Annotated in this window: 14 protein-coding genes; 7 read left to right on the forward strand and 7 right to left on the reverse strand. The window is 36.3% G+C overall.

Annotated features, from left to right (window positions below; translation table 11 throughout):
- Positions 1-54: 54 nt before the first annotated feature.
- A complete protein-coding gene (locus QDN89_RS03650; protein ID WP_280768715.1) occupies positions 55-975 on the reverse strand; it encodes a ketopantoate reductase family protein in 921 nt (306 codons plus the stop codon).
- Between the two features lie 88 nt (positions 976-1,063).
- A complete protein-coding gene (locus QDN89_RS03655; protein WP_280768716.1) occupies positions 1,064-2,248 on the reverse strand; it encodes an MFS transporter in 1,185 nt (394 codons plus the stop codon).
- Positions 2,249-2,401: 153 nt separating this feature from the next.
- Between QDN89_RS03655 and QDN89_RS03660 the strand changes: the two genes are divergently transcribed.
- The gene (locus QDN89_RS03660; protein ID WP_280768717.1) at positions 2,402-4,096 is read left to right on the forward strand and encodes a M3 family oligoendopeptidase; all 1,695 of its coding nucleotides are present in this window, start codon (positions 2,402-2,404) and stop codon (positions 4,094-4,096) included.
- Between the two features lie 133 nt (positions 4,097-4,229).
- On the opposite strand, the gene QDN89_RS03665 is transcribed toward QDN89_RS03660, so the two are convergent.
- A complete protein-coding gene (locus QDN89_RS03665) occupies positions 4,230-5,213 on the reverse strand; it encodes an aldo/keto reductase (protein ID WP_280768718.1) in 984 nt (327 codons plus the stop codon).
- An 81-nt stretch (positions 5,214-5,294) separates the two neighbouring features.
- Positions 5,295-5,603, reverse strand: a complete 309-nt coding sequence (locus QDN89_RS03670; RefSeq protein ID WP_280768719.1) for a hypothetical protein — start codon at positions 5,601-5,603, stop codon at positions 5,295-5,297.
- Between the two features lie 565 nt (positions 5,604-6,168).
- Here QDN89_RS03670 and QDN89_RS03675 point away from each other — a divergent pair.
- The 3 genes from QDN89_RS03675 (at position 6,169) to pgeF (ending at position 8,745) form a co-directional block, all read left to right on the forward strand.
- Entirely contained in the window at positions 6,169-7,434 is a 1,266-nt protein-coding gene (locus tag QDN89_RS03675) for an MFS transporter (RefSeq protein WP_280768720.1), read from the forward strand.
- Positions 7,435-7,517: 83 nt separating this feature from the next.
- The gene (locus QDN89_RS03680; protein ID WP_280768721.1) at positions 7,518-7,709 is read left to right on the forward strand and encodes a hypothetical protein; all 192 of its coding nucleotides are present in this window, start codon (positions 7,518-7,520) and stop codon (positions 7,707-7,709) included.
- 190 nt (positions 7,710-7,899) lie between these two features.
- On the forward strand, positions 7,900-8,745 hold the full coding sequence (gene pgeF, locus QDN89_RS03685) for a peptidoglycan editing factor PgeF (RefSeq protein WP_280768722.1): 846 nt from the start codon (positions 7,900-7,902) through the stop codon (positions 8,743-8,745).
- Between the two features lie 58 nt (positions 8,746-8,803).
- On the opposite strand, the gene QDN89_RS03690 is transcribed toward pgeF, so the two are convergent.
- From QDN89_RS03690 to QDN89_RS03700, 3 genes are all read right to left on the reverse strand, one after another.
- Positions 8,804-10,231, reverse strand: coding sequence for a dihydrolipoyl dehydrogenase family protein (locus QDN89_RS03690; protein WP_280768723.1), 1,428 nt, complete (start codon positions 10,229-10,231; stop codon positions 8,804-8,806).
- 492 nt (positions 10,232-10,723) lie between these two features.
- Positions 10,724-12,151, reverse strand: coding sequence for a SpoVR family protein (locus tag QDN89_RS03695; protein WP_280768724.1), 1,428 nt, complete (start codon positions 12,149-12,151; stop codon positions 10,724-10,726).
- Between the two features lie 115 nt (positions 12,152-12,266).
- Positions 12,267-13,484, reverse strand: a complete 1,218-nt coding sequence (locus tag QDN89_RS03700; RefSeq protein ID WP_280768725.1) for a two-component system sensor histidine kinase NtrB — start codon at positions 13,482-13,484, stop codon at positions 12,267-12,269.
- Between the two features lie 466 nt (positions 13,485-13,950).
- Here QDN89_RS03700 and ilvE point away from each other — a divergent pair, with 466 nt between their 5' ends.
- The 3 genes from ilvE to ilvN all read left to right on the forward strand — a co-directional run bounded on the left by ilvE (position 13,951) and on the right by ilvN (position 17,537).
- A complete protein-coding gene (gene ilvE, locus QDN89_RS03705; RefSeq protein WP_280768726.1) occupies positions 13,951-14,862 on the forward strand; it encodes a branched-chain-amino-acid transaminase in 912 nt (303 codons plus the stop codon).
- 405 nt (positions 14,863-15,267) lie between these two features.
- Positions 15,268-17,019, forward strand: coding sequence for a biosynthetic-type acetolactate synthase large subunit (ilvB, locus tag QDN89_RS03710; RefSeq protein WP_425335365.1), 1,752 nt, complete (start codon positions 15,268-15,270; stop codon positions 17,017-17,019).
- Positions 17,016-17,537: an acetolactate synthase small subunit gene (gene ilvN, locus QDN89_RS03715; RefSeq protein ID WP_280768728.1), complete on the forward strand. Its 522-nt coding sequence runs from the start codon at positions 17,016-17,018 to the stop codon at positions 17,535-17,537. Before ilvB ends, ilvN begins: the two co-directional genes overlap by 4 nt.
- Positions 17,538-17,544: the final 7 nt, after the last annotated feature.

Raw genomic sequence — 17,544 nt, forward strand, 5'->3', positions numbered from 1 at the left:
AAGGTACCTCCTTATTGGAGTTACCTTGTTTTTATTTAAGCTCTTAACACATTTCTAAGTGAGATTTTTCTCATAAACCTTCAAATGTTGATAAATTAATTTTAACAAAGGTGTTTCTACCCCTGTTCTTTCAGCTAAAAGTAATAAATACCCTTGCAAATGATCCGCTTCAATACGATGGCCTTTTTCAATGTCTCTCAACATAGAAGATTTCATTCTATCATCTAATTGCTCTACGATTGCCATCTGTTTTTCTACGATACCCTCCGCAATCGGTGCTCTCGCTTCTTCCATTGTCAGCCTTACTTCTTCGAATAACTGTTGTATATACGTGCGTCCTTCTAATGTATCTCGAATCGGTCCTACAGGAGCACGCATGAGAGAAGTTATACCAGATACTGTTGTAATAAATAAATATTTATGCCATAAATCTTGCTCGATATGGTCACTAAGTCTAAATGTCGCTTTTGTACCGGAAAACAGCTCATTTAATTGATTAATTCGTTCCGTTTTTACTCCGGACATTTCACCAAATGCTAATTCATGCTTCTCACTCGTTTGAATGATGTGTCCTTTTTCATTCAATGTGGATTCAATAAAACATAAACCACCTACAACTTGCTCTTTTGAAACATACGTATATAGGTCCTCAATATGTTCTATGCCATTCAATAGAGGTATGACGATTGTATAATCACGAATAAACGGTTCCACAGCTTCCATTGCCTCTTTAAAATGGTATGCTTTCGTTGCAACAAAAACGATATCAAATGGACTATCTTCTTGTTGATCAGATCGAATCGTTGAGGGTTTTAATCTGACATCTCCATGGACACTTTTTATAATTAAACCTTCCTCTTTCAATTGTTTCTCTCTCTTCTCTCGAACGAGAAACGTGACATCCACTCCTTTCTCTAATAATCGTCCACCGAAATATCCTCCTGTAGCACCTGCACCTAAAACTAATGTTTTCATAATAATAAGCCTCCTTTTAACCACACGATGATGAATTCAACAAAAAAGAGAAAACTCCTTTAAAAGTTTTCTCTTTAAGAATTATTTATTATCCTTGTCTTACTTCCGGTTCATCATTTGGCGATACTTTTAACTTTTCTTTATTGAATAACATAAACAAAATAAAGAGCATCGATATACTAAACGCAATATAAAACAACTGACCACTTACGATATCGTATAAAAATGCAAAAAGAAGAGGTCCTATTATTCTACCCATACTATCTGCAGAGAATTGAAGTCCAGAAGCGTAACCTGAACGATTACCGCTAGCCCTCGTAATCAACGATAGAGATAATGTTCGAATAACTGCATTCCCAACAACAAATAGAATTAAATAAATAGCTGCAAAAAACATGTTAAAGAAAATGGCCATGAATAAAAAGGCAAGTCCTGAAGCTAATTGACCAACAATAATCCATCTGTATTCTGTTCCTGTTTTAACTTTTCTAAGCAATCCACCTTGAACAAGGGCTAAAATGACACCACTAATAAAAAATAATCCGCCCATTTCTGTAGGAGTCATTGCAATCATATCAATCCCGTAGATCTGAAACACACTTTCTAAACCGGCTAATAAAAAGGAAGCACTAAAACTCATGATGAGTAAGACTTTTAACGTTCCACCAGTTGGAATGGTTAACGTAGGCAGGAACTTTCGATTATGTTCAGCCTCTACCTTGATCCATTTAGCATCATCTAGATTTTTCCATGCAAACGGCACAAGTACAAGCATAATCCCTCCAGCTAAAAAGAAAGGTACACCAAAGCCAAATACACTAAGAAGTCCGCCGGATGCCGGACCAATGATAAAACCTACCCCGATAGACATCCCTACCAAACCTAAATTACGATTTCTCGTTTCATCATCAGAAATATCTGAAATGGTTGACATGGCAGCAGCATACAACGCACCTGCAAACACACCACTCAGGGCTCTTGCTATGTACATCATCATTAGTGAATCAAGAAATAAACCAAATAATATAAACCCAAGAGCATACCCAAACAGTCCGAGCATTAATATACGCCGTCTTCCGTGACGGTCGGCCCAATGCCCCCATGTTGGTGATGTTAAAAAAGAAGCCAATGAATAGATCGCCAGTAAACCACCAATATGACCGGCACGGCTACTAACATCCGTCACAACTTCTGGCAAGACTGGAATAACCATACCGAATCCTGCATAAACTAAAAATTGAATGATTAAGATAATACTTAATGTTTTTTTCATAATGCTTCCCCCATCTGCCCCCTCGTAATTTCTAACACGATCATAGTTGAATCATACCATAGACTAGTTTTCTCAAACACCCATTTTCATTCGACGTATGTCAGATAATATATTATGCTATGAGAGAAAGTATTGGCTAATAGGAGGAGAAATATGACAAAATTTTATCAAGAAAAATTAAACTTTCATCAACCTGAATCTATTGAAGATTTTTTTCTTGAACTAACAGAAGAAGATATCACATCAGTTGCTCAACTAGAAGATTGGCTTATACGTCAATCGGATCTTTACGATGCATTGGAAGAGGGCCTTACAGGACATTACATAGACTTTCAATCTCAAAGTGATTCTGAAACTGCAAAAAAAGCATTCGAACATGATCAACAAGTTATCGTACCTTTAGTTAAAAAATATGAAGCTTTATTAGATGAAAAGTTTCTTTCCAGTCCTTTTATAAGTCAATTAGATCAAAATGAATTCAAACAATTTATTAAAAGTAAAAACAATGCAAAAGCTTTATTTCGCGAAGAGAATATTTCACTCGAAGTAGAAGAAGACCGCTTAGCTACTAGTTATTTTGAGCACACCGGGGCTATAACGGTTAATTGGAAAGGCGAGGAGAAAACATTGAGTGAAATATCAGCTTATACACAAGATGCCGATCGAGAAACAAGAAAAAACGCCGTGCAACTTTCTGCAGAATCGTTTCTTTCGAAAGAATCTGAGTTGCAAGAGATTATGAGCGAATTGATTCAACTTCGTCAGAAAAAAGCTGAAAATGCCAACGAAAAAAATTATCGCGATTATATGTTTAAGAAATATGAACGCTTTGATTATACACCTGAAGATTGTAAACAATTAGCTGAATCGATTCGAAAACATGTCACCCCTTTAAAAGATAAAATTCAGCAAGAGCACAAACAGAAATTAAATATCGACACATATCGCCCCTGGGACACTAATGGAGTAGCAAAAGGATTAAAACCTTTGAAACCATTTGAAAATAGAAATGAACTTGTTCAAAAATCAGCTGCGATTTTCTCTAATCTCGACAGTCGTTTCGAAGAATTATTAACAACAATGGATAACAGAGGTATGCTTGATTTAACAACACGAAAAGGCAAAGCACCTGGAGGATTTTGTGCTCCTTTACCTATCTCTCAATTATCGTTTATTTTTATGAATGCATCCACTACTCATGATGATATGATTACCCTCCTCCATGAAATGGGACATTGCATTCATAATGATTTCAAAAAAGACATTTCTCTTAGTGAGTATCGTGACACACCAATGGAATCATCTGAATTGGCAAGCATGTCGATGGAACTGCTAACGATGGACCAATGGGAGTTATTTTATAAAAATAAAAATGACCTTGTTCGAGCTAAACAAGATCAATTAAAAGGTATCATCGAATTTTTACCGATGGGGATGGTAGTTGATCAATTTCAACACTGGTTATATGAAAACCCTAACCATACTCCAGAAGAGAGAAATGAAAAATTTGCCGAACTTCAAAAGGAACTTAATTCAAATGTGGTGGATTGGTCTGGATATGAGAAGTGGTCTGAAACAATGTGGCTAAAAATTCTCCATATTTTCGAAGTGCCTTTTTACTTTATTGAATATGTGATTGCGCAACTAGGTGCCGTGCAAATGTATAAACAATATCGCAACAATCCTGAGTTAGCACTGTCAAATTATAAAAAAGCACTTACTTTAGGAGCTTCGAAGTCGCTAACTGAAGTTTACGAAGCAGCAGGCATAAGGTTTGATTTCTCTGAAGAGATGATTAAAGACTTAATGAATTTTGTGGAAGACGAACTATCTTCATTACAAGTTTAATGCAGAATTTGAGCCCGGTTACAAACAGCAACTTCGACATCAAGATATCCGAGTTATGCTCCAATTCCATGCTTTAAAAGAAAATAATAAAATCCCTTGCAAAAAGGTGCAAGGGATTTTATTCTGTAAAGCTCTAATAAGCTCCGCGTATATGTTCATGAACTTCGTTTTCATAAAACTCTTTAAGCCGATTCATCTCTAACTGACTGAATTTCTTCCCTTCGATTGCTTTAATGTTATCATCCACTTGTCTGACATTTCTAAACCCTGGAATAACGGATGAAATCGCATGGTGTTGCAAAATCCATCTTAAAGCAGCTTGAGTCATATTGCCTCGACCATCAGCAATCCATGAGACATCGTTGCTTAGTTCGACCCCTTTTTCAAAAGGAAGTCCACCAAACGTTTCCCCTACATTGAATTGTTGCCCATCTCGATTAAATTTCCGATGATCATCGTCCTGAAAAGCATGATCACTAGTGAATTTCCCTGTAAGTAATCCACTTGCCAGAGGTACTCTAGCTAAAATTCCAACACCTCGTTCAATTGCAGCAGGAAATAGCTCAGAGACTGGTTTTTGTCTAAATAAATTGAAAATAACTTGAAGAGCTCGAACATTTTCGTTCTGCATGGATATAAGACCTTCTTCAACTGTTTCTACACTGACACCATAGTAGCGAATTTTTCCTTCTGCTTGAAGTTTGTCTAATACATGAAATACTTTTCCATCTTTTAATATTTCTATTGGAGGGCAATGAATTTGATAAAGATCTAAGCGATCCCTTTTCAATCGACGAAGGGTATTTTCCAAATATAGCCTTACAGAATCCTCAGAGTAGGTAGCTGGATCATGAATGTCACCAGCACGACAAAACTTTGAAGCAACATAGATCTCATCTTCTTTTCCTTTTGTTGCTTTCGCTATTAGTTCTTCGCTATGACCATCACCGTATACATCTGCTGTATCAAAAAAATTCACCCCGTGTTCCATCGCTCTCTGCAAACCTGCTAAAGCATCTGTATCATTCGTATTCCCCCAAGCACCACCAATTGCCCAAGTACCAAAACTTAATTCACTGATCTTCAATTCAGTATTTCCAAGTCTACGATAATTCATTGGAACCTCCCTGTCTGCTTTATAGATTAACTATAGTCAAAATTTAATACGCTTTCAATTGATTTGAACACTTTTTAGTCATTATGTGTCTTTTTTATGAAGTAACTTTTTTTCTAATTCTTTAAACGCTTCGATAAACTCAGCAGGGTCTTCTTTTACAATATAAGTAAAAACTCCTTGGCTTGTGTGAATAAAAAGTGTTCCTTCTTCCCCACTTTTTAATTCTCTATATGACATGTCAAACACTTTATCTGCTGGAAATTCCCTATGTTGAGTAATTAGTTTATCTTCATATAAATACAACGTCCGTTCATACTCTACATTTTTTTGTTCTATGCTGTTGATTTCTCGTCGAACCTTATAATAAGGATGAGTAGCAAGTGCTTTCATTTTATTCTCCTTCCTCGGTTAAACCATCTCCTACACATTCGTTTACGATTTAAAGGGATATGTGTTTCATCTTAATCTAAAAACAAATGAACATCAAAAAAATTCTATTATTTTCTTTATAAAAACACTTCACACACATCATATTATGGTTTAAAATTACGTTATAATTAGATAAACTACGTTATATTCTTTTAATCATCTAATATGAATTTATATGATCAAATACATCAATATACAGGTTTATTTGATGGATTTTTACTGAAGGAGGATCTGCAAAATGAAAAAAACATTTGTTGGATTCAGTCTCGTATTTTTCTTTGCTATCGTTGGACATTATTTAACTTAATTCATCTAAAATACACGCACTCGTATAACTTACGAGTGCTTTTTTATTTGCTTAAGTTTATTTTAAATTTTAATTTCATTGCTCTGTTATCGTTCAGTTTTGATTTTAAAACTCAACTTAATAAAGCTTATTTCATAAACAATATGGAAATAACATTACGTTTCTCGAAATATTTGTTAGAATATATTTCAATGCGTGTTTAAGAGAAAGGACTTACTTATGATTAAAAAAAACAAAAATGAAAGTTCCCCAACATTTTATTACGGTTGGTATATTGTATTAATTGGTGCCATGAGTTTGTTTTTCTCTGGACCAGGTCAAACTTATTCCAATGCAGTATTCATAGATTACTATATATTAGATTTCAACTGGGAACGCTCACTAGTTTCAGGAATATATTCAGCCGCAACCCTTGCAGCTGGGTTTCTTCTTTTTCTCGTCGGTTCTAGTATCGATCGTTTTGGCCAACGGACCGTATCTTTAACTGTTAGCATTTTACTCGCTGCCGCATGTTTTTGGAACAGTATCGTCATGAATCCCTTTATGCTTTTTATAGGTTTCTTTTTAATTCGTCTACTTGGTCAAGGTTCTATGACACTAGTCCCAAATACACTTATTCCCCAATGGTTTATTGAAAAAAGAGGTCGAGCATTTAGTTTAATGATGATTGGTGGATTTATTAGCTCCACTTTATTCCCTCCTTTTAATGCATTACTCATTTCCAACTTCGGTTGGGAAAATGCTTGGAGAATATTAGGAACAATGATCCTCGTCTTTTTTGTTCCTATCGTCTACTTCTTTATGAAAAACAAGCCGGAAGACATTGGACTTCTTCCTGATAATAAACAATTAGATAAAAATGGAAATGATACATCACCTCGTTTAGCCAATGATGTTTCCTTCACATTAAGAGAAGCCATGCGAACGAGGCAATTTTGGCTTTTGCTCCTCTGTGTTGGCATCCCATCTATGGTTAACACTGGACTGACATTTCACCTCGTTTCCATTTTAGGAGGAAGTGGTTTAAGTACTGCCGCATCAGCTTTTATTTTAAGTTTGATGGCTATGGTCGGATTTCCAGTAACAATGCTCGCTGGATTCGTTCTTGAGAAAATAAAGGTTCATTATATGTTTGCATTTGTTTTTGTTGGACAATTTATCTTTATTATAACGCTCTATTTCACGGATTCTTTTGCATGGGCGATTGCATTCGGATTAATATGGGGATTGATCGGTGGCATAGAAAGAATTGTGATCTCGATTATTTTCCCTGATTATTTTGGTAGACATCACATAGGAAGCATCAAAGGAATTGCAACAACGATGACTGTCGCAGGATCTGCGTTCGGTCCTCTTCCCTTTGGCATTGCCTATGATGTCTTTGGAGGATATAATGAGATTTTGCTTATCATGATGATATTTCCTGCAGTAGGTATGATTGCTAGCTTATTATCACCGAAACCAAAGAAAAAACCTTCTTTATAATACGCCTAACAAGAAATTACAACTCTTACTTGCTATAATAGCAGTTGATTCAATTAAAATGTTACGAAAGGCTGTGGAAAAAGATGGATATTTTCACCGTACCTGATCCTTCAGACAGTGGAATGGGCTATGCTTATATCGTTATGACCTTTGTCTTTATTGCTGCATCATTTACAGTCTATAAATTAAAAAAGTCGTCCCAAAAAGGAAAACAAAAAGAAAAAGAAGAACCGAAATCATATGAGATGTATGACCCTAAAGATAGATCAAAGTGAGAATAACAGTTTGAGCCCCCTAAAATTGGGTGGCTCTTTCTTAACTTGATTATCGTGAACCATTTTTTCTGCGGGACTTGACTGCAAAACACGAGCGTGTATCTTTCAAAACCGACACGAAACAATTAACTATCCACTATGATAAAAAGAAGAAAATGCATTTTATTACAACATGGGAGTGATATATTTTATGGGCGAACCGTTTATAAATAAAAGCAAATCTACGTTAGCTCTTGAAGAGTGGCAACAGTTAGAACCAAATCTTGTTGTCGGTTTTACAACGAAACATGGTGGGGAAAGCTCTTTTCCTTTTGAAACGAATAATTTAGGTTTGCATGTTGGGGATAATCCTCAACAGGTAAGATCCAATCGCAGAGAGCTTTCTAAAGAACTCCATTTCTCTGCTGAAAAATGGGTGTGCGCCGAACAAGTTCATGGAGATCAAATCGTTAAAGTCACAGATAAGCTTTCAGGTCAAGGTGTCCTTGATTACGAAGATAGCATCAAAAGTACAGACGGGTTTTATACGAACAAAGATAACATATTACTTACGTTATGTTACGCTGACTGCGTACCAATTTACTTCTTTTCTCCCGATCACCATATGATCGGAATTGCTCACGCAGGCTGGAAAGGAACTGTGAAAAACATTTCCGGAAAGATGATTCAGCTGTGGGATATGATGGAAGATATTTCTCCTTCTAATGTGCAAGTAGTTATTGGTCCTTCGATCGGTTCCTGTTGTTATGTTGTTGATGAAAAAGTCATAAAAGAAGTAAATGAAGTACTTGAACACATTTCATCAGAGGTAACTCCTTACAAAGAAGTTACGGAAGGACAGTATCTTCTTGATTTAAAAACATTGAATAAATTATTACTACTTCATGCTGGAGTAGAAGAAATGAATGTGAATGTTTCAACTTTGTGTACGAGTTGCAATGATCATCTATTTTTCTCTCACCGCCGTGATAAAGGTAAGACAGGTAGAATGCTAAGTTATATTGGTTTCCAACCTAGCATGAAGGTTATTTTATAATAATTAATCATCATATGAAAAGAGGAGGAAGCTATTTTAGCTCCTCCCTCCTTTCATTTTATCGAAACCATGAAACATATTTATTCATTACTTTAGAAAGAGAGCTTCCAAATAGCTTCTCTCTCCAATACAAGTCACCCGCATTTTTCACTATTTCCCCTCTAGAAGGATAAGGATATACACTATTCGAGATTTTTTTAATGGAATCCCCGTTTGTTTTCATGTAGACAAGTTGTTGCATCCAATCTCCAGCATTTGCTCCTGCAGCATGGGCACCTAAAATCATTCCTTTGCTATCAGTTATGATTTTTACAATGGACTGGTTATCATTTTCGGCAATTAAGCGATCAACATGACCACTGTCCATTCGATATACGTGATAATCTTCCCCTCTTACTTCTTTTACTTCTGCTTCCGTCATACCTAGATGAAAAATTTCAGGTTCAGTATAAAAAGCCCAAGGTACATGATCATAAGATACTTTTCGTTTCAAACCAAATACTGCGTTAGCTATAACAACTTTGCCTTCATGTCCTGCCCCGTGTGTAAATGGGAAAGCTCCATTCACATCTCCAATCGCATAAATATGTGATTGTGATGTTTGCAATGTTTCTTTTACAATGATCTCTCCTTTAAGATTGACATTGACTCCTGCTTTTTCTAGATCTAACTTATCCGTATTCGGCTTTCTACCAATCGCAAAGAAAAGTGCATCTGCTTCTATTTCCCGAGGGTTTTGTCCAGTTATCTTAACAAATGTCTTGTCCACTTTTTTTATAACTTTTTCAACAGTTGAAGACAGCAAAAATTCCATCTCTTTATTTAACTGATAAAAGACTACTTCTGCAACTTCTTCGTCTTCTCGTTGCAAAACTTTATCTGCTGCATCAACAACCGTCATCTCTGAACCTAATCGACTTAGAGCTTGGGATAACTCAAGGCCAATAGGTCCTCCGCCAATCATTACAATTCGTTTCGGTAACTCTTCCATATCAAAAACCGATTCATTCGTTAATACTTGGATATGTTCCATTCCATCAATGTTTGGAACGATCGGTCTAGAACCAGTTGCGATAATAATTCGTTTTCCTTTAATTACAGCTCCTGATGACAATTGTATATGATGGCTATCTTGAAAAGTCGCTTTAGCAAAAATAACATCTATTCCTAAATCACGAAATCTCTGATCCCCATCATGTTCTTGGATTTTTGACACCGATTGATGAACTCGCTCTTTCGCAGTAGCCCATTTTGGTGTACCTGAAACAGAAACGCCAAAAGATTTAGCGGACTCATAAAGGTGATGGACTTCCTTAGCGGCTGCTATTAGTGCTTTTGAAGGGACACACCCAAAATGAAGGCAATCTCCGCCAAGTGAGTTCCTCTTTTCGATTAATGCAACTTTTGCTCCGAACTGGGCAGCTCCTGAAGCAACAGTTAACCCTCCAGAACCTCCACCAATGACGATAACGTCGTATGTTTTCATTACTGACCTCCTTCAACAATTCAGTAGTACTTTTTGCAACTATTTTTTCACTAAAGTAATGACCTAAATTTATCATACTTACATCGTAATTTCTCTTTACAGCACCTTCTACAATTATCATAACTTGAATTATCTATTTTGAAAGTAAGTTAGAATACAAAAAAGTGTATTCTAAAAGCCAGTTTCAAAAAAAACGAGTCAGGATAAATCCTCCTGACTCGTCTTTCTATAAATATCTTGATATATCAGCTATTGGAAAGTGACAGTCGGCGACTGTCTCAGGAAAAACATCGAGTAAAGACCCGCGGAAGAAGGAATCAGACGAGACTCAACGGCGTAGTCTGAGGACGCTTGCTGATCCCTCAGAAAATATACCGTGAATGCAAACAATGTGATACAGGAGTGGATGTCGTCGCACTAGTACCGTGATTTAAAAGATAAGAGAAAAAGCTGGAACTGTCTACTCTATTTCCAAGGTATGCTCGTTCCATGTTAAATATATCTTTTACTTATTTTTTTCCCATCATAGCAATAGACGATCGGACGTTCTGCTATAACCGTTTCTATATGAACCGGTCTCCCCCAGAGTTGATGCAAATAAGGTAACGTTTTTTCTAAATACGTTGTATCCAATTCTACTCCTTCATATTCATGTGTTAAGAATAACTCGCCTGCTTTTAAATAGTCCCCATTTTTTACAGTAATAAAAGGAAAACCTCCATTAATTCGACTTGTTATAATCTGGTCTCTTACCCCTTGCCACTCTTTATCAACGATCTCATAATCTCTTCCTTGTTTTTGAAACAAATACATATCTTCCCTTAAAACTAATTCCTTCGTTAAATAATTTCGAATGAACGAAATATCTGATTCAATTTCACGCACTTCAAATATTTTCTCTCTTCCACTATTCGGTTCTATCCCTTGTCGTTCCATCATATCTTTTGTTGGATTGTTATATCTGTTTTCAATATCTTCAAATATTTTTAACCCAAGATAATACGGGTTAATTTGTGTTCGTGACGGCTGAATCACCCCGGCATTTAGCTTAGCAAATTCAATTGATTCATCTGTTGTTAAGTCCAACTCCCTAATAATTTGTTGGTGCCAATAACTTGCCCAACCTTCATTCATAATTTTCGTTTCCAACTGAGGCCAGAAATAAAGCATTTCTTCTCGCATCATCGTAAGGATGTCTCGCTGCCAGCCTTCTAACTCTCTACTGTAATGTTCGATAAATAAAAGTAAATCTTTTTCAGGCTCAGGGGGGAACTGTTTTTGGTTTTTATTCTTATTTGTCGCTGTTGATATTTCTTTAGGTTGCTCCTCCAATTCCCACAAATCATCATAAGGGCTAGTTTTTATTTCATCTACTTCGTCATTAACCCACGTATCTTCCATTGACCAACTTAATTTTGATCGTTGAATACTTGGGTCAATATGTTCTTGAATCGCTAGAACTGCATCGAGAAACTTTTCAACCTCTCTCTTACCGTGGATCATCTCATATTGCTGAATACGCTCTGCAGTTGCTGTCATGCTCTCAACCATGTCGCGTCGTGTGTTAACAAAACGGGCATTATTCTTGAAAAAGTCACAGTGAGCCAGCACATGAGCAATGATTAGTTTATTTTGTATTAATGAATTCGTATCTAGCAAAAAAGCATAACATGGGTTTGAATTTATAACCAACTCATAGATTTTACTTAACCCCAAATCATATTGCATTTTCATTTTATAAAACTGCTTTCCGAAACTCCAATGATTAAACCTTGTTGGCATTCCGTATGCACCAAAAGTATAAATTATATGAGCAGGACAAACTTCATAACGCATTGGATAAAAATCAAGCCCAAAACCTTCAGCAATTTCTGTAATTTCATCAATCGTATAAGGGAGCTTCTCCTCATCTATAGACATGTCATTTCCTCCTTGTTGTATCTGTTACTTCAAGTTATGAAACGACATGGCAAATGATGAGAATAGTTTCATCAAACTAAACACAAAAAGACACCTAAGTGGTGTCTTTTTGTGTTTAGTTCTGCACTGGGATAGGAAATTTCACGAAAAACTCCGTTCCATTTTTCCCTGTTTTAAAATCAATTTTTGCATGATTACGTTTGGCAATGCTATAGCAGATAGATAAACCAAGTCCTTGATGATCACTTTTCGTTGTCAAGAATGGTCTACCTAAATCTTCAATAATATCCTCATAAATTCCATTACCTTCATCTTTTATTATTAAAATCACTTCATCGTCAAGCACCGTCGTTTTAATCGTTAACGATTGATTTGAGTTCATTGCTTCTAATCCATTCGTAGAAAGGTTTAATATAAGTTGACGAATCTCTCTTTCATCAATGAATACTTTTGGAATAGTAGAATCCATTTCGATAATAACTTTTTTTGTATCCAAAGACGTTTGAGACATGATCATTGGTTTAATACTTTGAATGCATTCGTTTAACTGATAATGTGTTAATTCATTTCTTTTATCCGTTGCTAACGATAAAAAGTCACTAATAACTCCTTCTGTATAATCAAGTTCCGATAACATTAAATCAATCGTTTCACTATTTTGTTCAAATGCTTTGTTTTGACTGAATAATTGCAAGAAACCTTTTACCGTTGTGAGTGGATTTCGAATTTCATGTGCTAGTCCAACAGCCATGTCTCCTACTAATTTTAGATTATCAATTCTACGGCTTTTTATTAGTAACTCTTGCTTTTCAATAATTTCAGCTTTCAATTGATCATTTTGTGCTTTCAAAGTTTTAGTTTCTTCTTCCACAAGATTATATAAATACCGTTTATGAATATCAAGTTCTTGTACAAGCTTATTCTCATTTACTAGTTCCGATATCGTTAGTACAGCACCATTTACTCTTCCCATTTCATCAAACAACGGAATAGCAGAATTCAAGATGGTCGTTTTCTTTCCATCGAACCTATTTATATCGATAACTTCTCCAAAAGTTGATTCCGCTTTATCCAGCGCTTTTACGACGGCCCACTCGTCTCTTTTTACTTTCTTTCCGTTTCCCTTATGATAGCCATCATATTCTTCATATATCGAACTTCTTTTTAAGTTTGCTGGGTCACCGCCCCAAATTTCAGAAACCTTTGCATTAATATGTTTAAAATTTCCATAAGCATCAACAATTAGTACACCAAAAGGAAGAGCGTTAATTACCATATCTACGTTCAAATCTGAGCTCTCTATCCTTTCATCTTGCACATTATGATTAGACATATAGAACCCTTCTTTCACTCAACTGACATCCTTAATTTAGTTATACAATTATCGCAGCAGATAATCAATATACAAACACTGGATATTAAAAGTTCTTCATTTATTATAAAAAAAAATTAATGTAAACGCTTTAAAAAAATTTACAATTAATCTGAAAATTTAATTAATTCTCTTTCGTACCAATACTGTAACCGCTTACTTAAAAGTCGATTGTTTTGAAATGTTAGAATATTTCACAAATAACTGTTGACCTTCCTTTATTTTGTCTGTATTATTGGCGTCAATATCATATTTATCGGCAAACAAATTTCATTAATTGCCAACGTAAATTTAATGATTTTTTCCTTCTCTTGCACTTATTGGTAGAGTATGAAAATACTAACAAATAAAAACAAGAGATTATTGGTTTTATCAAATTAATTTAACACATCACAGCGTCTAAACTTAAAAGGAAGGAGTGATCGGTATGAGCAGCCAATGGATTTTTTTAGGTGGCGAATTCGTAAAGAAAGAAGACGCCGTCGTTTCTGTTTATGACCATGGTTTTTTATATGGCGACGGAGTTTTTGAAGGAATTCGAGTCTACAGTGGAAATGTTTTTAAACTTCATGAACATCTCCATCGTCTCTATGAATCCGCACAGTCTATCATGTTAAACATCCCATACGATAAGGAGGAAATGGAACGAATTATTGTAGACACTGTCCGAAAAAACAAACTAGACACTGCTTATATCCGAGTAGTTGTCTCTCGAGGACCTGGCAATTTAGGATTAGATCCTACATTTTGTTCTCAGCCAAAAGTCATTGTCATCGCCGAGGCACTCGCTCTATTCCCTAAAGAACTTTATCAACGAGGATTAAGAGTTGGTTCCGTTGCAACACGGAGGAATCGACCAGATGTATTAAGTCCACAAGTGAAATCGCTGAATTATTTAAATAATATATTAGTCAAATTAGAAGCTAATCAAGCTGGTGTAGATGAAGCCTTGATGCTAAATGATCAAGGATATGTCACAGAAGGCTCAGCAGACAATATCTTTATTGTGAAGAACAATACGATTTATACCCCTCCTGTCTATTTAGGAGCTTTAGAAGGTATTACTCGAAATGCTATTATCGATTTAGCTAACAAACATGGGTACGACATGAAAGAAGCGCCTTTCACGAGACATGATGTATACATTGCTGACGAGGTATTTTTAACAGGAACTGCTGTTGAAGTCATTGCTGTCGTAGAGGTGGATGGTCGTAAAATTCAAGATGGCAAGCCAGGAAAAGTAACGTCACACTTATTAGCTGAATTTAGAAAAGTTGTACGAACTGACGGTGTTGCTTGCTACGATTCTACAGTTGCTAACAAGGCAATCGTAAGTTAAGTCATACTAAAAACTTTATATCATCAAAACGATGAAGGGAAAAAAGGTTTAAGGTCTTGTATTCACAGAGAGCCGGGGTTGCTGGAAGCCCGGAAATACAGCTTAATCCGACATCGTCCCAGAGTGTTATGCTGAAAGAACTTATCCATTAGGCATAACCAGGTGTTTACACACCTGTTATCAAAAGAAGCAGTTCTTGTTGAACCGCTTCATGAGGCAATTTTCGTAAGAATATTGCAAACCCGGGTGGTACCGTGAAAAGTAAAGGTCTTTTCTCCCCGTTAAACGTTCCCTACTTTTTATTCTGTAGATTTTAGCGTTTAAGGGAAGAAATAGGCCTTTTTGTTTTTGAATAAAACAGAAAAATTAATTTATTAGAAAAATGATTCATTAAAATTTAATTTGATGAATCAACAGCATTCTAGGAGGGATGAAACGGTGAATCTTGAAACACAACCAAAAGCTCAAGCTGCAGCGGTGAAGACAGGGGCAGACATTCTTGTAGAATCATTGATAGAACAGAAAGTTGATACATTGTTCGGTTATCCAGGAGGTGCGGTGCTTCCAATCTATGATGCACTCTATCGATCTGATGGAGACTTCGAACACATTCTTACTCGTCATGAACAAGGAGCGATACACGCAGCCGAAGGATATGCTCGAGTATCTAACAGACCTGGAGTTGTTCTAGCTACATCTGGGCCTGGAGCAACAAACCTTGTTACAGGTATCGCAGATGCGATGATGGATTCTCTTCCACTTGTCGTCATCACAGGTCAAGTTGCTACAACAGTAACAGGCACAGACGCTTTCCAAGAAGCTGATGTGATGGGCATTACAACACCAATCACGAAACATAATTATCAAATTCAATCAAGCTATGAAATCCCGAAGATTATAAAAGAAGCATTCCATATTGCTTCAACAGGTCGACCTGGTCCCGTAGTTGTTGATATTCCGAAAGACATATCAGCAAGCCCATGTACGAAAACAGATCAATCCGATTTTCATTTACCTGGATATCAACCAACGATAAAACCAAATCCGTTGCAAATTAAAAAACTAACAGAAGCACTGAAAAAATCAAAGAAGCCACTCATTCTTACTGGTGCTGGGGTCCTTCACGGACACGCTTCGGATGTATTATTGAATATAGCAGAAAAGTTTTCTATTCCAGTTACTTCTACTTTGCTTGGTCTTGGAGCATTCCCAGGCGATCATGATTTATTCCTAGGAATGGCTGGAATGCATGGAACGTACACATCCAACATTGCTATTTCCGAATGTGACTTACTCATTAATGTCGGAGCAAGATTCGATGATCGTTTAACTGGAAACTTGAAGCACTTTGCTCAAAACGCTGTAATCGCGCATATTGATATTGATCCAGCTGAAATAGGAAAAAATGTTCCAACGGACATTCCAATCGTTTCTGACTCAAGGGCTGCCCTAGAAGAATTTGAAAAACAAGCGAAAGTTGGACCAGAACATCAAGAGTGGATGGAAAAACTAAACCATAATAAAGTTGAGTTCCCTCTTTGGTATAAGAATCCACAAGCTGAAATGATACCGCAGTGGCTCATCTCATCGATCTATAAAGCAACCAATGGAAATGCCATTGTGACAACAGATGTTGGACAACATCAAATGTGGGCTGCGCAATACTATACATTCTCCAAACCAAATAAATGGGTCACTTCCGGAGGTTTAGGAACAATGGGATTTGGTTTCCCAGCTGCGATTGGTGCACAGTTAGCTGCTCCAGATGAACCGGTTATTGCCATTGTAGGTGATGGTGGATTTCAAATGACATTGCAAGAACTTTCCGTTCTTCAAGAACGAGGATTACCAGTGAAAATCATTATTGTAAATAATGAAGCTCTAGGAATGGTAAGGCAATGGCAAGAAGCTTTTTATGACAAACGCTATTCAGAATCGATCATCAGTGTTCAACCTGATTTCGTAAAACTAGCGGATAGTTATAGCATCAGAGGAATGAGAATTGATACTCAAGAAGAATTTTTGTCAGCAATTCCTGAAGTTATGGCATACGACGGTCCTGTCCTAATGGATTGCCGAGTTCTTCAACAAGAGAATGTCTATCCAATGGTCGCACCTGGAAAAGGAATTGATGACATGGTAGGGGTGAAACCATGAAACGAATCATAACAGCTATCGTTCAAAACAGAAGTGGTGTTTTAAATCGGGTTACTGGCTTAATGCACAAACGCCAGTTTAATATTGAAAGTATTTCCGTTGGTCGAACAGAAACAGAAGGTATATCCAAAATGACTTTCGTCGTTGACGTACCAGATCACCAAAAGCTTGAACAGTTAACGAAACAGTTAAACAAACAAATTGATGTTCTAAAAGTAACTGACTTATCCGATAAAGCGATTGTTGCTAGAGAATTAGCACTAATCAAAGTTGTAAGTAATTCACAACTAAGAAACGAAATTCAAGGGATTATTGAACCGTTTCGAGCATCAGTCATTGATGTAAGTAAAGATAGTGTTTCTGTCCAAGTGACAGGAAAACCAGACAAAATTGAAGCTTTGATTGACTTGCTACGACCTTATGGCATTAAAGAAATTGCAAGAACTGGTCTCACAGCATTTGCTAGAGGTCATCAACCGCAAGTCACTGAATTCACTTCCTATTCATTACTAAAATAAATGAACA

Origin of the sequence: Salipaludibacillus daqingensis (assembly GCF_029891575.1) — a bacterium.
GTDB classification, from domain to species: domain Bacteria; phylum Bacillota; class Bacilli; order Bacillales; family Salisediminibacteriaceae; genus Salipaludibacillus; species Salipaludibacillus daqingensis.